Below are 16,054 nucleotides of genomic sequence, written 5' to 3'. Positions count from 1 at the left end.
GCAGAACCCTTCGGGCAGCGCCTGTTTGGCATTGATGCTGCGTTATCGCCTATTTATGGGGAATAACCACACCACATAGGCTCTGCCTTGCCTAAATACCAAACAGACTGCTGCAAATTTAACCTTGAAAGGTCAACAGACCCTAAGGTTTTTTAATTTTCTTAATATCTAGCATGTGAGAGCCATGCTTAATCTTTGTCTCTAAATACGCTTTATTACCTGAAAGCCCAGCTTTAATGTGAGCATGAGTGCCCACAACAGAGTCCACCTCTATGCCAGCATCTTTTAATGCGTTAAGCTTTTTAGGATTGTTAGTCATTAATTTTACATGCTTTAAATTGAGCGCATTGAGCATTAATACAGCATCCGAAAAATCACGTAAATCATCAGCAAAGCCCAAATGATTGTTGGCCTCGTAAGTGTTCATACCTTGTGACTGCAGTACATACGCATCAATTTTATTGTATAAACCAATACCACGCCCTTCTTGGCGTAAATAAAGTAAAATACCGCCTTGTTCGTGCATCATTTCAATACACTCATTTAACTGCTCACCGCAATCACAACGTGACGAGTGAAACACATCACCGGTTAAGCATTCAGAATGCATACGAATAAGCGGAACACCTTGCTCGGTATCGGCGTTATTAAACACTATAGCAACATGCTCTTGGCCATCTTTTAAGCCACTAAACGAGATAATTTCTGCAGGAATATCACTATTTTTGCCAACATTAAGCTGGACTCTTGCTCTTACTTGCGCCACGACCAATCCAAATATTAAAAAACTACGACACGATAAAGTGATAATATCACAAAAGTTCAAAATTGGATCGTAGTACACCCTAAGTAATGTCAAATATATTGCGACGACAGCGGCTATTTTCAATATGTAAGCATAAATATATTAGCAACGCATATTCACCTTGGTTTACCTAAAATGATGACATACACATAAGGATTTGCTAATTTACCACCAACAAATAATAGGGATCATTATGAAACTAAATAAACGTGTATTACTGATGGGCTTAAGTTTATCTGTATTAAGTACTATGTCATTTGCCAAACAAGCAAATAGCGCTCAAGCTGTTTTCAGCGACGCGTATCAAAATTACTTAAATGCGGTTAAAACCAAGGAAAATGTGCAACAAGCCGCGGAGCAGGCTTACACATTAGGTAAAGCTGTTTACGGTGATAATTCAGATAACACCGCAAACTTAGCGATTAACTATGCAAAATCAATTAATGGCTATGGCAAAAAATGGATTGAAAAACGTTTTTCACTCTATCAACAAGCCTACACTATTTTAGTTAACAACCATGGTAACCAATCGTTAGAAACCGTTGATTCTTTAGTTGGTATGGCTAATTTTGCCCCCTCAGCTCAAAAAGCGGACTATTATTTAGAGCAAGTAATTGCAATAGCAAATACAGAAAATAGACCTAAATTTTTGGCCGATATGAAATTAGAAGCGGCAACCATATTAGCCAATAAATTCAGCTATGAAAAATACCGTGAAGCTAAAAACTACTTGGAAGAGGCCGATGAGTATTACCAGGCTAACTTACCTAAAAACTCAGTTGAACAAATAAAAGCTGACTTTTTAATGGCGTCGTTTGCTGAGGGTAGAAAAAGATACGACCAAGCAATTGAACGGCTTAATCGTGTAGTAAAGGTCTTTGATGAAAACTTAAGTTACGATCACAGCGCTGAGCTTACCGCACACTCAAGATTAATTGGCTTGTATGAAAAACAAGGCAAAAGTGATGAAGCCACCAAACACTGCATCGCGATTGCTAAAATGGTGCCGTGGAAAGAAAGCCAAGAGCAAACGCCGCTATACCGCGTTAACCCTAAATACCCTACAAACAAAGCGCGCTTTCGTAAAGATGGAAAAGTCGTTATGGAGTTTGAAGTGGATGAGTCTGGCTTTGTAAAAAATCCGCAAGTACTTAGTTCTGAAGGTGGCGTGGCCTTTGAAAAATCGGCAGTAGAAGCATTAGCGCAATGGCGCTATGCCCCTAAGTTTGAACATGGAAAAGCCGTTGCAGCAACTTCCAAAGTACAGCTCGACTTTAAAGTAAACCGTTAATAACATACCAAAGGCACGTTGAGCGCCTTTTTAGTTTATTCTACTTTAACTTAGCTAAAATGTTGTCGCTGGCGGCCTCTATTAAATCAAGTACCTTTTCAAAGCCATCATCACCGCCATAGTAAGGATCGGGAATTGCGCTTTGTGTTTGCTCGCCATACTCTAAAAACAACGCAAGCTTGTACTGCAAATGTTCAGGGCAACGTGCCGTTAAATCTGCGAGGTTTTGCATATCGGCTGCTAAAATTAAATCAAACTCGCTAAAATCACTACTACGCACCTTGCGCGAAAAAATACCTTTAAAACTATAACCACGTTTTTCACCAGCCTGCATTGAGCGTTTATCTGGCGGATTACCTTCATGGTGTCCAATAGTCCCTGCCGAGTCCACTAGCAGATCAATGCCTAACTCTTTAGCGCGAGCTTTTAATACCGCCTCAGCCGTCGGTGAGCGACAAATATTACCCAAACAAACAATCAGTACTTTTTTCACTTATGGCTCCCTAAGCTTTGCAAAAAATCAGTGATAAACGTTATTTTAATGAGGCTAATATTTTTTGTTCGCCCTCAAGCATGCTCTGCATAGCGGTCCCCTGTTTTACACGGCAATGTAAAGCAGCAAGCTTAGGCCAGCGCGACTTATCAAGTTGCTCACCGCCATGCTCCATATTCATTAACTGGCAGCTCACTGCAATGTCGGCAAGAGTTAAGCTGTTACCAACAAAAAATTCGTTATTACCTAAATAACCTTCTAAATAATCAAATAAAGGCGGTAATTTTTCATTTAATGCACTTTGCACTAATACTTCATCGGTTTGCTTTTGCATTGTAGGAGCAATAATACGCTGCTGAAATACCGTAAATGTTGCAAAAGGAGCCAGCTCGTAATCTGCGTATTTTTCTAACCAGCGAACGGCTGCACGTTGCTCTATAGTATCACCGAGTAAGGACGCTGAATTAGGGTATTTTTCATCAAGATATTGGCAAATAACGCTAGAATCCGCCAAGCTTAGCTCGTCGTCTTTTAGCGCCGGAATTCGCCCCAACGGGTTAATTTCTAAAAACCAATCAGGTTGATTAAACGGCGAGACTATTTCGAGTTTATAGTCGAGTTGTTTATGCGCTAAACATACACGTACTTTACGTACATAGGGAGAAAGCGGGACACCATAGAGAATTATGCTCATTGTGATTCCTATAAATTAAAACTGCTTTAAAATTGCGTCATCGTAGTCATCGGCATTAAGGGTTAAATTATATTTAGCCGCAACGCTATCTAACTCGGCTTGTTTAATCGCTAAATCATCCATAGTGATGGTGTTATCGTCAAGCCGCCATAACAAGCGTGAGCCTGCATAACTATAGTGAATGGCTAATAGCGCATCAGGATTACCTTCACGTCCCGCCGCTTTAAGCTTTGCCATCTTGCGGGTAATTTTATTAAGCGCTTGTTTAAGCTCCCATACATACACCACCTCGGTCATAAAAGGATGTGTACGGTATTTATTTAACAACCAGCCAATACCAATACTCGTAACAATTACGCCTAATAAGTTCCAATGAAAATGACTCCCACTTTCATCGGGAAATAATGCAATAAGCGTTTGTGAAATAGCTAAACTACCAATCGCTAAGCTTGCGGCACAACCGACTATAACGCGGTTTAAATGTTTACGATAACGAGCTTTATCTATTTGAATAAGTTGCATAGTTGCCTAAAATTAAAAAACTAAAAAATACACAGCCACCATTGTAGCTAAACCCACCACAGAGTTTCGACTCTTTTTAATAAAATACCCGTAATTTTTGATTTAACGCCGGTTTTATACTTCTTGCAACATGAAACCAACCAACGATTTTATTTGCACCCACTTATTAGGCATAGGATAGTAGACAACAAATACGACTCAGTTTAGGACCATCATGATAAAAACACTGATTGCTGCAAGCTTAATTTTTTCTTCTTCTAATGCGTTAGCTAATTTAAACACACCGCTAACTCCAGAAGAATTGCGAATTGAAAAAGCCAGCCAAGCGATGCCAGCCGTACTAAGCGCTTTTGCCAGCGAAGTTAATCAATTTGAGCAGCAATTCAAGTCACTATCAAGCTACGCACAAGCCGTAGATGCCGTTAATGACTACTCAAAACGATTATGGTTTAGTGCAAAAAAACGCATTGCTACAACGCAAAACTTAGATGATCGCGCGCTTTATTGGGCTCGCTTACAATCAAGTAAAATAATTCGCACCACAAAACCTGCATTTTCGCTGAGCACCGCGCAGCAAACAGTGTTATTAACGTTGCTAGAAAACGGAAGCCGAGGTCGCACAGACCTAAGCTACTCACAAAACACCACAAAAAAAATATTACTAACCGGGTTTGACCCATTTTTACTTGATAGAAATATAAACCAAAGCAACCCATCGGGCGTGGCTGCGTTACTTCTTGATGGCCAAGTCATTAACTATAAAGGGATTAGTGCTGAAATAAACACAGTGATGGTGCCTGTGCGTTATGAAGACTTTGATCAGGGCATTATAGAATCTTTACTTGCCCCTTATTACGCACTTAATAATGTTGATATGGTGGTTACCGTTAGTATGGGTAGTAAAGACTTTGACCTTGAGCGCTTTCCAGGCAAGCGCCGCAGTGTAACAGCGCCCGACAACGCCAATATAGTGTATGGAGGCAGTAAAACAGCGCCGCTCATTCCAAGCTTGAACGACCGCCCATTACCCGGTACTGAGTTTGTAGAATTTAGCTTACCCGTTAGCGCTATGTTAAGCGCAAAAGGCCCTTTTCCTATTAATGATAACCATCATGTTATTACCCTAAAAAAAGACTTTGAGCCTAACAGTTTCGATGAATTAAAAGACGCTATTGCAGTGCGAGGCGGTGGCGGTGGTTATCTGTCTAACGAAATTTCGTACCGCAGTATTCGGCTGCGTAATCAGCTAAATTCAGATATTCCGACTGGGCATATTCACACCCCTCGAATTGCCCAGTTTGAACCCGAAACCGAAGCTAAAATAGTTAAGCAAATTCAAGCTATGTTAGAGCGCAGTTTAGTCGCGATCTAACATCGTTTGCTTTTTTAGCGTTAAAACAACAATTAAATAATAAAGCGTAGGAGCACTTAAGTACTTTTATGCTTTATTACTTTAAACCGCTAAAAAAGCATGCTGCAATTACATTAAAATTAAATGTGCTTTGTATCAGCTTTGGCTATTTTGTAATAAAAAACTCATTACTTTAATTATTAACTAGATCTTCACAAATTGTGTTCTATGCTCATTTGAGGTTCAGACCTTATTACAGGGACATAGTAATGCTCACAATTAACCACTTTTTAATTGTTTAAATGTAACTATTCAGCCTCATCTGAAATGAATATATCAGGCAGCTGATTTTTGAATAATAACTCAAGTGCTAGGCTTGCAGATACATATTGTTTTCTGCAAGTCGATAAATAGCTTCTCAGCAAGCAGAACATTTCAGCTCCTTGCCTACTTCTAAAACACCCCGGTATTTTTTCTTTAAGTAAGGTTTGCATATCCTTCGCCCATTGCATGCCGTCTTGCTCCCAAGCCCTTTCTAATTCTCGGATGTGGTGAGCATTACAAAATGCATGTTGGCATTGGGTATATTGATAATATGGCTTCCAATGGTCATGGCATAGCACACCGGTAAAGTGCGGTAAAATACGGCCCTCATCAACATGCAAAGTTTGATGCGGGTTTTGTAATGCCGCTTTGATGATACCTTCTGCGCCCGATGACTTTATCAGTGCCGCTGCTTGTTCATTAAAGTTAAATAAACTGCCGGCACTGAGCGGAATACCTAGTTGGTCACTAAAGTATTCTTCAATGCGATTATAAGGGAGTAATTGATATTGTGATAAGTAAACCACATGGGCTTTCACACCAACACCATATTGAATAGAACCGTTAACACCTTGGGGGAATTCACCAACAAACCGCTTCTTTTGCTCATTCTCAAGGATTTGAGCCTGGTATTCGGTCACCACTTTACTGATATCTATATCGACGACTTGTCGCTTTTGAAAACCCACCTCACGATAGTGACCTTCAGGTAAAAAATCTCGATCAACTAAAATGACTTGTACCTCATCAGGTGTTTCTGTTTGAGTCAGCGTTTTACCTACTCGGCCTTTTTGTCCGCCAACTGATTTTTCTGACTTCTCTCTCGTTGGCTTTGTACGGTTGATATCTTTTAATGGAGGAATGCTACTATTTTGACTATTAAGTCCTAATTTACTAGCTAACCTGAACTCTGGTTAAGAGATTTACTAACACATTGAATCAATAAAAGATATTTGTGTTTATTTATCTCTAGCTAGAGATTTTTAGTGAAAACAAGGCGAAATTACGCGTCAATAGCTCGCCTATTGCAAGTAAATTCAACGCAGTTAGCACTGAAAATAGCTGCTTGAGATGGATTTATTATCCGGAGTTCAGGTTAGCTAGCATAACAACGACAACAAGAATGAGTTCAATAGACATCTTCACCGCTGGCGAGAATGTTTTATCTTCTTGTAACTGAATTTTAGTTTGCTCAACTATTTCAGTGATATTTATGCTGTTTAAATTCATTAAAGCTAGAGCGATAGGGTAATCGCTCTAGCTTGGCATACTGGCAGGATCAGCAAATAGCTAAAAAAGATCCTTAGAAAATAGTTTGTCTTGGTGAAGAGTTACGAAAAAATAAACAAAAAAATTACCGAATATCTGCAAAACGGTGAAATAGAAATATTATTAAATGATTATTTTATTCATTAACCTCTATTTAAAGCCTGCATAGGGTTGCGCCATATAAAACTCCCTTTTACAGCTTGGAAAACCTTCTCGCTTGCTCTAGTATCTAGTTGTCTTAGCTCATAATTTGCATTTTAATGAAATCATTTCCGTCACTGTACTTTGCCAATTTATTTTTAATTATTGGTACCGGTTTACTTACTACCTATTTAGCGCTTTATTTAGGTAAACAAGGCACGTCTACGTTTTGGATAGGCTTAATGACCTCGTGTTATTACCTTGGCTTATTACTGGGTTCAAAACTTGGCTATCATCTTATTAAATCGGTGGGTCACATAAGAACCTTTGCAGCAAGTACTGCGGCGGTTACTGCCTGTGTGGCTGCTCACGGGGTGAGTGATAATCTTTATATATGGTTAGGCCTTAGGCTTTTTGTTGGCTTAGGTATGATGTGTAATTACATGGTGCTAGAAAGCTGGCTGAATGAACAGTCAGCCCCCGAATCCCGAGGTCGGGTATTCTCGTTTTATATGATCACTTCATACTTGGGCATGATTTTAGGGCAATTAGCGCTCGCACAATTTCCTGAGCTAGGTTATGCGCCGCTATTTTTAGTGTGCATGGCGTTAGCAATCGGCATTATTCCTATTTCTATCACCCGTAGAATTCACCCAAAACCCTTAAAACCCATAAAAATGAGCCTATTTGATTACGCTAAAAAAGTGCCACAATCGCTTACTGCGGTGCACTTTGCAGGCATTATTAATGGTAGCTTTTATGGTCTAGCACCTATTTTTGCCAAGTTATCAGGCTTTAACACCGCTGAAATTGCTATTTTCATGTCGCTAACTATTTTAGCCGGCCTGCTAGCCCAGTGGCCAATGGGCATGCTTTCTGACCGTATTCGCCGCAGTTTATTAATTCGTACTAATGCCATAGCTATAGGCATTGTGAGTTTGGCATTGTTTTTATTACCAAGCTCACAGTTAATTGCTTACATACTCACCTTTATATTTGGTTTGTTTGCCTTTACTTTATATCCGCTTTGTTCGGCACTGGCCAATTCGCGAGTTGAAGACGAAGAACGCGTAGGCGTGTCATCAGCGTTATTGGTTGCTTTTGGCGCCGGTGCGGCAATAGGCTCAACAGTTAACGCACAGATCATGAGCTACTTTGGTCACCAAGCATTGTATGCGTCTATTTCGCTATTAACCGTAACCATGTATTTATTACTCACGTTTATTAATTCTAAACAAAAAGTAGAACAGCCTGAACCCAGTGATTATGTGGTCGGTACGTCCGATGTAACTAACTCACCACTGGCTGCCACTATGGATCCGCGTATTGAAGAAACCACCGCACAAGATCAAATGTTGGTTGTGGATGATGAAGAAATAAATGATGCGTTTTTTGAACATCCCCAAGGGGAGCTGTTTAAAGATCTAGGAAACGAGCAAAAAAGTGCATAGCGCTTACGCTATGCACTAACAACAACTAATGAACGCTCAATAGCGCTTCACTTTCAGCCTCAATTAAATGAAGCGCCTCAAAAGTTAGCCAACAAAATTAGAGAAAATATCAATAATTTTTAAGCTAATAATAGCAATAACAAACACCTAACAATTAACGTTGTTTACAATTAAGCACAATAATAATTGCATATTAACCACTTTTTGTTTATAAATGATCTCGGAACGGATTCTTGAACAATGTCATAAGCTTATCAGTGTAAACACATCTCCAAGCGTTCGTTTAACTATATCCTCTACGAACATTGGAAAATTCATGTTAAAAAATAAAAAACATCTTGCAACAACTCTTATTGCTGCACTTGCAGCTGCTACTTTATCTGGTTGTGCTACAACATCTTCAAAAGCAATAGACACACCAACAGTAGCAACATACAACACCACTTACTCTGGCACCAAGAGTAAATTGGTTGTGGGTCAGTTTGTAAATCGCTCAAGTTTTCAAAATGGTATTTTTTCATCAGGCCAAGATCGTTTAGGTAGCCAAGCAAAAACAACCTTAATGAGCCACTTACAACAAACTAATCGTTTTAGTGTGCTAGACCGCGACAATATGCAAGCACTTGCAGAAGAAGCTAAATTAACGGGCGCAAAGCAAGTAATTAGCGGTGCAAAGTTTGTAGTAACTGGCGATGTAACTGAATTTGGCCGTAAAGCCATAGGTGATCGCCAATTATTCGGTTTATTAGGAAAAGGCAAGTCGCAAATTGCATACGCCAAAGTAACACTTAACATTGTTGATGTAACAACATCAGAAGTTATTTACTCAGTACAAGGTGCTGGTGAGTACAGCTTATCAGAGCGTGAAGTAGTTGGCTTTGGTAGCACAGCTTCATACGATGCAACATTAAACGGAAAAGTACTCGATTTAGCGATTCGTGAAGTGGTAAACAAGCTCGTTACTGGTCTTGAATCGGGTCAATGGGGTAGTAAAGCATGAAAAAGCTAATCGCTACCGCTATAGTATGCGTTGCGCTTACTGGATGTAATAACACCAAAGAACCTCTTTATTATTACGGTGACTACAACAGCGCCGTTTATGCTTATTTAAAAGCAGATGAAGTTTCGGTTGAAGAGCAAATAACCATTCTAGAGCAGGTTATTGCTGATGCAGCTAATAACAGTAAAGCAATAGCACCAGGATTACATGCTCATTTAGGTATGCTGTATTTTGATACAGGCAATGCTGTGAAAGGTATTGCTCATTTTGAAACAGAAAAACAATTATTTCCTGAATCAGTTCAGTACATCGACTTTCTTCTAAAATCGGCAAAGGGTGCTTAATATGCGTTATTTAAAGCTAATCTCTATCGCAACATTATTAACAGCACTCGCAGGCTGTGTATCACCGCCCCCGAGCCATGATTACAGTGCATTTAGACAAGCAGATCCTCATTCAATTCTTGTGTTGCCTCCTTTAAACAACACACCAGAAGTAATCGCGCCATATAGTGTAATGACACAAATGATGACTCCTATCGCTGAATCTGGTTTTTATGTATTTCCTGTCGCGGTTGTTGATCAAACCTTTAAAGGTAATGGCTTAACGGTTGCAAACGATATCCACCAAGTGCCCGTTAAAAAGCTACATGATATTTTTGGTGCTGATTCAGCCTTATATATCAACATTGAAGAATACGGTACCAGCTACGTAGTTATTTCAAGTGAAACAGCGGTCACCGTATCAGCAAGACTTGTTGATTTACGCACTGGCGAAGTCCTATGGCAGGATAAGGCGAGAGCATCGTCTGCTGAGCAACAAAACAACAACACTGGTGGTGGTTTAGTCGGAATGCTAGTTGTTGCAGCTATTAATCAAATTGCTGAAACAGTGAGTGATAAAGGCTTTGAAGTTGCAGCAATTACTTCTAATCGTTTGCTTTCATCTGATACATACAATGGTTTATTGTATGGCCCACGCTCGCCAAACTACGGCCAGCCCGCGCTAAGTGAAAAGAAACAGTAGTTTGTAATTAAATATACAAAAGCCGAGTTAAATACTAACTCGGCTTTTTAATAAATTAAATTTTAAAACTATTTAACCCCTTTTCTATTTGCCAGCCGTTATAGCTCTGAAACAACATAATAAGTTAATTTGGAGCGGCTTATGCACACACTTGAATTCCCTAAAAACCCCATGTTCAAAGCATCAACAGCTGTTATTGGCGGTGTCGCGATCACCTTTATCGCATTTGCCTTTATGCAATACTTAATTAGTGGCGAGCAAAGAGCACCTATTAAATTGGGTGATGATATTACTGTTGAGATTTTTCAAGCACCAGAAGATAAACAAACCACGCATATTAAAAGAATACCGTCACCACCCACACCTAAAGTGCCGCCTAAAGCACCGCCACGTGTAACACCTAGTAATGAGCCAATAACAGCAATAAGCACAGCACCACCCATAGTAATTGACAGACTTGGTGACGATATGAAGCAAATAATTGCCCGCCCAACGGGAGATGCTTCACCCATTGTGCGCATAAATCCTAAATACCCAACTACCGCAGCACGTGATGGCATAGAAGGCTGGGTGCAACTTAGCTTTAATGTTTCACCCACAGGTGAAGTAATTGATGCCACAGTAGTGAATGCCGAACCAAAACGCATATTTGATCGCGAAGCACTTCGCGCCATTAAACGCTGGAAATATCGTCCAAAAGTAATTGAAGGTGTGGCACAATTACAAACAGGTCAAACCGTACAGCTTGATTTTAAATTAGACAGTTCGCAGTAAGGGAATAAGCGCCTATGCTATTGAGTATTAAGTCATGGTTATTTAAAGTGCCAAGCAAAGACTGCATGGCGCGGTGTGAAAAAAGTGGCGACAACCGCCACTTAGAGCAACTTATTACCTTATACAGTAACAATTTATATCACTACCTAGTTACCCAATCTAATACACATTTAGCATACGACGTAAGCCAACAAACATGGCTAAAGGTTATTGAAAAGCGCCACCTTTACCAAGCACAAACCACGCCTAAAGCCTGATTATTTCGACTCGCACGTAACACTCTGATAGACGAATACCGCAAACAGCAACACTTTATAGAGCTTGACGAAAACAGCAAACTGCCTGCGCAAAATAACAATCAAAGTGTATATAGCAATAATTATTGTAATTGAGTAAACAAAAAATATAGAGCGTCCCTACGATAATCCAGTAAGATAAGCGTCTACAAAAACAGTAAATATATAAACCTACAATTTGAATGGGTGGTACGTTGGGTTTCGCTACGCTCTACCCAACCTACAAAACAATTAAACTCGTTACTAAGTAAGCTACAAACGTTAAACCGCCGCCTACTAATGCATAGGGTAATTGGGTTTTAACGTGGGTGAGTAAATCACAACCCGAGGCGATGGCTGATACTGCGCTGGTGTCGGATATAGGGGAACAATGATCGCCAAATATCCCGCCGCCTAAAATAGCGCCTACCACCAGCGATGGCGGTAAACCAAGCGCTTGAATAAGCGGTACGCCAATGGGGATAAGTATGGCAAACGTGCCCCACGAGGTGCCTGTAGTAAACGACATAACCGCGCCAGTTAAAAACAGCACGGGCACTATTAAATATATTGGTAAGTAATCGCCAACCAAAGATGCCACAAACACGCCTGTACCTAGCTCTTTTAAGCTTGCACCTAAGGTGAGCGAGAGCAATACAATACTTACCAGTGGGAGTAATTCGCCCATGCCTTTAAAGCCGGTATCAACAAGTTGGTGATGGGTAAATTGGCGCGAGCTAATCATTAAACAATAGGCTACAACAATAGCTAAAACCGTGGCGTACAATACTGATTTTGAACCGCTGCCCTCGGCAAGTACGCCGTTACCGGTATAAAACATAAAGCCAACCATACTAACAATTAGCGTTAACAGTGGTACTAGCATAAAGCGTGCTTTAGAGCCTTTTACTTCTTCTTTTAGCTCGGTTGTTTGTAGCTCTAGTTTTTGTTCAGCTACTTTCATTGGGCCATGTACTTTATCAAAGGCAATGGTATAAAAAACAATAACCAAGGTGATTATGGCGTAAAAGTTATAGCCTACACTGCCCCACAGCACTGATACGGCCGACTCGCCTAATTCGTAATTACCTAGCAAGCCCAATACGAATGCACCCCAGCCGTTTAGTAATATTAAAATACACACAGGGGCGCTGGTGCTATCGATTATGTAGGCTAAACGCGCGCGGCTCATTTTAAATTTATCGAACAGACCGCGAGATAAAATACCCGAGGTAAGCACACTTAAGTTTGACTCTATAAATACCGCTACGCCGGTAAACATAGTTAAAAAGCCTACTTGGCGCTTACTTTTAGCAACACCTTTGTTCATTAGCAAATTAACGGTAGCAGCAACACCGCCAGACTCGCGAATATAAGCCAGTAATGCGCCTATTAAAATACTAAATATGAGTATACGGGTATTACCTGGCGAACTTGCTACCGAAATAATGCGCTCTATGGTATTTAAAAATGTATTAAATACGCTATTTCCTTCGCCCTGAATGGCCAGTAAAAACTCTGATGAAGCCACTGCCACCAAAAGAGCCATAATCACTTCTTTACGCCAAAACACGATAGCAATGGCAATCAGTGGCGGTAAAATAGAATACCAATGCATAAACAAACCTTATTTATTTTTATAATGACGACGCTTTACTTAACTTAATAGATATAAGCAATTAAGTCACTTACTAACGCTTATTGATTTAATAATGCTTCATAAACAAGCGACACAATAGAGCCGTATTGCGCTGTTTCAAAATTTTTCCCTACAAATTGATAGTGCTTTTCAGTACCTTTAATAGGAGTATGCCGCGCATTAGTGAGTAAAATAATGGCCAAATCGTAGGCCGGATCAATCACGGTGACTGTGCCTGTCCACCCTGTGTGGCCATAGGCCTGAGCGCTGGCATAAGGGCCAAAGTGCCAGCGCCGCGCTTGGTTATTTCCCGCTAAACGAAAGCCTAACCCGTAGGTTTCATCACTGCTTTGTGGCGTTAAAAATTGCGCTAAGCTACTGGCGTTAAAAATTTGCGTATCGCCATAACCACCTTTGTTAAGTAGAACTTGGCACAGCACAGCTAAATCGGGAGCGTTACTAAATAATCCCGCATGGCCTGCAACACCATCAAGCGAATAATAAGCACGTTCGTCATGCACCTGCCCTTGCAGTACATTGGTGCGAATATTATCAAAATGAATACGCCCATCTCGAGTATTACCACTAAGCTCCGTGGCAGCAAACTGCTGACGGTTAAAGCCTTTTTTAAGCGGATTAAATAAGGTGTTATTGAGTTTTAAAGGCGCGTAAATATGCTGCTCTAGGTATTCATCGAGTGGTTGGCCGCTAATTCGCTCAATTAAAACACCTAAAATCATGTAATCAATATCAGAGTAAACATGCGGCGCTGTAGGTTCAGCGGTTAATGGCACGCTTGTTAATAATAGCTGTTTCGTGGTTTCGCTTGTTTGTGAGAAAAACGCATCGCCGTAAGCGGTGTCTTTTCGATGAAAATCAAACACTGGCGGATAACCGGCACTATGAGTTAGTAAGTCTTTTACTTGGCGGTGCTCTCGACCACCTCCCTGATACTCTTTTAGGTATGAATGCACCGTATGATTTATGTTTAACTGCCCCTCGCTGACCAATTTCATTAATGCAAAGTTAGTAGCAAATATTTTAGTATTTGAGGCTAAGTCAAATAAGGTATTAGTTTGCATAGGCTCTGGGCGCAGTAGCATTAAATCACTTTGCTGATATTGTTTTGCATCGCCATACGCGGTTAATTTTAATACCTTACCCGCTTTAACAACCGCTAGTACCGCTCCTGGAAAGCCTGCTTTTATATCGTTTTCAATTAAGGTATCAACTTGGCTAAAGTCGATTTCTTTTGTGGCGGTATTTTCTAAGGTAGCAAATGCAAAGCGCAGGGTTAAACTGCCGCCAGCAGGTTGAATATTCTCTACCTTAAAGGTGTTCACGCCGTTATGCGTATAGTGCCCTAAATTAAAGTCGTACTCGGTGTTAGCGCGTAAAGGCTCATTAAGAGAGAGCTTTTTATTATTGATGTATATATCGGCGCTAACCGCACTGACATTTTGTAGCAATAGTTGTCCACGACCCCGGTAGGCTTTAAAAGTGCCGCGGTTATTTACATATTCTCTGCTGCTGGGATTTGGCTCAGGAAAGGTAGCAATCACCTGCGCATTAGCTAACGCGTTAATATGATTAGCCGTTAAAGGGCGCTCTGATTTAATTGCTGTAGAGTGACTACAGCCCGCAATAATAATGCTCAGTAGCAATATAACTACTTTATAGTACATTTTATTGTTTATCATTTTTAAAGCCCAATGCACGCATCCCTTTTATCAATACAGCAAATAATGCGCTCTTTGCTGTTTAAACTGTTTAAGCCCGGCTTGCCAACTTTGTTTAATTTCCTCAGCTGAGTGCCCTGCTTCTATGGCGAGCCTTAATTTATCAGTTCCTGCGAGCTTATCCATAAAATCGGCACGTTCAAAAAACAGCTGTTTAGCCTGTGTAAGCTGCTGGTAAGCATTAATTAAATAATTTAAGTTTAAACCGACGGTATCACTATGGCGTAAATCAATCCCTTTCACTAGCTGGTCTTTAAATTTAGGATTAAGCGCTGCGCCTTTTATTGAGCGAGGGGTAAAGCTAAAATCCCCAAGTGCTACTGGTGAATAACCAATAACCTGAAAGGCAAAGTCAGTTCCTCTACCTATACTAATAGGAGTGGCTTCAAAAAAGCAAAGTGATGGGTAAAGCGCAATTGATTGATCGTTGGGTAAATTAGGGCTTGGTTTTACCGGCAAACTATATGGTGTTGTGCGGGTGTAGCCGGCAACAGGGATCACATTTAGCTTTAAATCACGAGCCTGATTGATCCACCCCTCACCTTTGATCATATTAGCAAGCTCGCCTACCGTCATACCATGCAGTACAGGGATTGGGTGCATACCCACAAACGATTTAAACTTCGGTTCTAAAATTGGCCCGTCAATGTGGCTAATATTAGGATTTGGCCTATCGAGTACTATAAATTCAACCCCCTGCTCGGCCGCGGCTTCCATCATGTAATGCATAGAGCTTATGTAGGTATAAAAGCGTACGCCCACGTCTTGAATATCAAAAATTATCACATCAACATTTTGCAATGACTCGGGGGTTGGCTTTTTGTGTTTACCGTAAATAGAAATAAGCGCAATACCAGTTTTGCTATCAACGGCGTTTTGTACATGAGCACCGGCATCGTGATCGCCTCGAAAGCCATGCTCAGGTGCAAAAATTTTAGTGATGTTGATGTTTTTAGCCAGCAAGCTATCAACTAAATGCATTTGCCCCACTACAGAGGTTTGGTTAACCACCAGCCCTACACGTTTGTTTTTTAATTGGGGTGCATACAAAGCAAATTGCTCTGCACCAACGGCGATTGCATGTTTAGCCTCATTTGCATGTGTAGCAACGGTAAAAAGTGCACTTAGTATAAAAAAGAAGATAAAAAACACGGTTTTAAACATACAGCAAGATCCTTTTAAACAAGACGTTTAAAATAACACAGCTAAGTTTAAAGAGCAGCTTAGGTTTTAAGAATTAGCGGTCAGCGGTCAGCGGTC

General features: G+C 40.5%; 15 protein-coding genes and 1 pseudogene. 8 read left to right on the top strand and 8 right to left on the bottom strand.

Annotated features, from left to right (window positions below):
• Positions 1-142: 142 nt before the first annotated feature.
• A complete protein-coding gene (locus tag CWC30_RS10785; RefSeq protein ID WP_036980106.1) occupies positions 143-766 on the bottom strand; it encodes a GTP cyclohydrolase II in 624 nt (207 codons plus the stop codon).
• Between the two features lie 232 nt (positions 767-998).
• Between CWC30_RS10785 and CWC30_RS10780 the strand changes: the two genes are divergently transcribed.
• Entirely contained in the window at positions 999-2,096 is a 1,098-nt protein-coding gene (locus CWC30_RS10780) for a TonB family protein (RefSeq protein ID WP_036980108.1), read from the top strand.
• A 40-nt stretch (positions 2,097-2,136) separates the two neighbouring features.
• On the opposite strand, the gene CWC30_RS10775 is transcribed toward CWC30_RS10780, so the two are convergent.
• The 3 genes from CWC30_RS10775 to CWC30_RS10765 are packed head-to-tail and all read right to left on the bottom strand — an operon-like array spanning position 2,137 to position 3,805.
• On the bottom strand, positions 2,137-2,589 hold the full coding sequence (locus CWC30_RS10775) for a low molecular weight protein-tyrosine-phosphatase (RefSeq protein ID WP_069439199.1): 453 nt from the start codon (positions 2,587-2,589) through the stop codon (positions 2,137-2,139).
• A 40-nt stretch (positions 2,590-2,629) separates the two neighbouring features.
• A complete protein-coding gene (locus CWC30_RS10770; protein WP_138627062.1) occupies positions 2,630-3,283 on the bottom strand; it encodes a glutathione S-transferase family protein in 654 nt (217 codons plus the stop codon).
• A 15-nt stretch (positions 3,284-3,298) separates the two neighbouring features.
• A complete protein-coding gene (locus tag CWC30_RS10765) occupies positions 3,299-3,805 on the bottom strand; it encodes a DUF3087 domain-containing protein (protein WP_138627061.1) in 507 nt (168 codons plus the stop codon).
• Between the two features lie 214 nt (positions 3,806-4,019).
• Here CWC30_RS10765 and CWC30_RS10760 point away from each other — a divergent pair, with 214 nt between their 5' ends.
• Positions 4,020-5,177, top strand: a complete 1,158-nt coding sequence (locus tag CWC30_RS10760; RefSeq protein WP_138627060.1) for a PA0049 C-terminal domain-containing protein — start codon at positions 4,020-4,022, stop codon at positions 5,175-5,177.
• Positions 5,178-5,464: 287 nt separating this feature from the next.
• Here CWC30_RS10760 and CWC30_RS10755 read toward each other — a convergent pair whose 3' ends face one another.
• Complete coding sequence (locus tag CWC30_RS10755) at positions 5,465-6,169, bottom strand: IS66 family transposase (RefSeq protein WP_249929852.1); 705 nt, start codon at positions 6,167-6,169, stop codon at positions 5,465-5,467.
• Between the two features lie 840 nt (positions 6,170-7,009).
• Between CWC30_RS10755 and CWC30_RS10750 the strand changes: the two genes are divergently transcribed.
• The 6 genes and pseudogenes from CWC30_RS10750 to CWC30_RS10725 all read left to right on the top strand — a co-directional run.
• On the top strand, positions 7,010-8,341 hold the full coding sequence (locus CWC30_RS10750) for an MFS transporter (protein WP_138562747.1): 1,332 nt from the start codon (positions 7,010-7,012) through the stop codon (positions 8,339-8,341).
• A 316-nt stretch (positions 8,342-8,657) separates the two neighbouring features.
• On the top strand, positions 8,658-9,341 hold the full coding sequence (locus tag CWC30_RS10745; RefSeq protein WP_090493818.1) for a CsgG/HfaB family protein: 684 nt from the start codon (positions 8,658-8,660) through the stop codon (positions 9,339-9,341).
• Positions 9,338-9,685 carry a DUF4810 domain-containing protein gene (locus CWC30_RS10740; RefSeq protein ID WP_090493816.1) on the top strand — a complete coding sequence of 116 codons (348 nt, stop codon included), beginning with the start codon at positions 9,338-9,340 and terminating at the stop codon, positions 9,683-9,685. Before CWC30_RS10745 ends, CWC30_RS10740 begins: the two co-directional genes overlap by 4 nt.
• Position 9,686: 1 nt before the next feature.
• Complete coding sequence (locus tag CWC30_RS10735; RefSeq protein ID WP_036980120.1) at positions 9,687-10,367, top strand: DUF799 domain-containing protein; 681 nt, start codon at positions 9,687-9,689, stop codon at positions 10,365-10,367.
• Between the two features lie 141 nt (positions 10,368-10,508).
• A complete protein-coding gene (locus CWC30_RS10730) occupies positions 10,509-11,141 on the top strand; it encodes an energy transducer TonB (RefSeq protein WP_138627059.1) in 633 nt (210 codons plus the stop codon).
• Positions 11,142-11,155: 14 nt separating this feature from the next.
• A pseudogene (locus CWC30_RS10725) lies at positions 11,156-11,503 on the top strand (RNA polymerase sigma factor); the annotation flags it as partial.
• Between the two features lie 154 nt (positions 11,504-11,657).
• Here CWC30_RS10725 and CWC30_RS10720 read toward each other — a convergent pair.
• From CWC30_RS10720 to CWC30_RS10710, 3 genes are all read right to left on the bottom strand, one after another.
• Complete coding sequence (locus CWC30_RS10720; RefSeq protein WP_028835676.1) at positions 11,658-13,034, bottom strand: Na+/H+ antiporter NhaC family protein; 1,377 nt, start codon at positions 13,032-13,034, stop codon at positions 11,658-11,660.
• Positions 13,035-13,114: 80 nt separating this feature from the next.
• Positions 13,115-14,755 carry a penicillin binding protein PBP4B gene (gene pbp4b, locus CWC30_RS10715; protein ID WP_138627058.1) on the bottom strand — a complete coding sequence of 547 codons (1,641 nt, stop codon included), beginning with the start codon at positions 14,753-14,755 and terminating at the stop codon, positions 13,115-13,117.
• A gap of 30 nt (positions 14,756-14,785) precedes the next feature.
• Complete coding sequence (locus CWC30_RS10710; RefSeq protein WP_138627057.1) at positions 14,786-15,958, bottom strand: exo-beta-N-acetylmuramidase NamZ family protein; 1,173 nt, start codon at positions 15,956-15,958, stop codon at positions 14,786-14,788.
• Positions 15,959-16,054: the final 96 nt, after the last annotated feature.

It is taken from the genome of Pseudoalteromonas sp. S4741 (assembly GCF_005886135.1).
Classification (GTDB): Bacteria; Pseudomonadota; Gammaproteobacteria; order Enterobacterales; family Alteromonadaceae; genus Pseudoalteromonas; species Pseudoalteromonas tetraodonis.
The sequence above is the reverse complement of the archived record's forward strand: the minus strand, read 5'-3'. Positions and strand labels throughout refer to the sequence as shown.

Excerpts from the sequence above, each read along its gene's own strand:
- CWC30_RS10780 (WP_036980108.1), top strand. The coding sequence starts at position 999 with ATGAAACTAAATAAACGTGTATTACTGATGGGCTTAAGTTTATCTGTA.
- CWC30_RS10770 (WP_138627062.1), bottom strand. The coding sequence starts at position 3,283 with ATGAGCATAATTCTCTATGGTGTCCCGCTTTCTCCCTATGTACGTAAA.
- CWC30_RS10765 (WP_138627061.1), bottom strand. The coding sequence starts at position 3,805 with ATGCAACTTATTCAAATAGATAAAGCTCGTTATCGTAAACATTTAAAC.
- CWC30_RS10760 (WP_138627060.1), top strand. The coding sequence starts at position 4,020 with ATGATAAAAACACTGATTGCTGCAAGCTTAATTTTTTCTTCTTCTAAT.
- CWC30_RS10750 (WP_138562747.1), top strand. The coding sequence starts at position 7,010 with ATGAAATCATTTCCGTCACTGTACTTTGCCAATTTATTTTTAATTATT.
- CWC30_RS10745 (WP_090493818.1), top strand. The coding sequence starts at position 8,658 with ATGTTAAAAAATAAAAAACATCTTGCAACAACTCTTATTGCTGCACTT.
- CWC30_RS10740 (WP_090493816.1), top strand. The coding sequence starts at position 9,338 with ATGAAAAAGCTAATCGCTACCGCTATAGTATGCGTTGCGCTTACTGGA.
- CWC30_RS10735 (WP_036980120.1), top strand. The coding sequence starts at position 9,687 with ATGCGTTATTTAAAGCTAATCTCTATCGCAACATTATTAACAGCACTC.
- CWC30_RS10730 (WP_138627059.1), top strand. The coding sequence starts at position 10,509 with ATGCACACACTTGAATTCCCTAAAAACCCCATGTTCAAAGCATCAACA.
- CWC30_RS10720 (WP_028835676.1), bottom strand. The coding sequence starts at position 13,034 with ATGCATTGGTATTCTATTTTACCGCCACTGATTGCCATTGCTATCGTG.
- pbp4b (WP_138627058.1), bottom strand. The coding sequence starts at position 14,755 with ATGATAAACAATAAAATGTACTATAAAGTAGTTATATTGCTACTGAGC.
- CWC30_RS10710 (WP_138627057.1), bottom strand. The coding sequence starts at position 15,958 with ATGTTTAAAACCGTGTTTTTTATCTTCTTTTTTATACTAAGTGCACTT.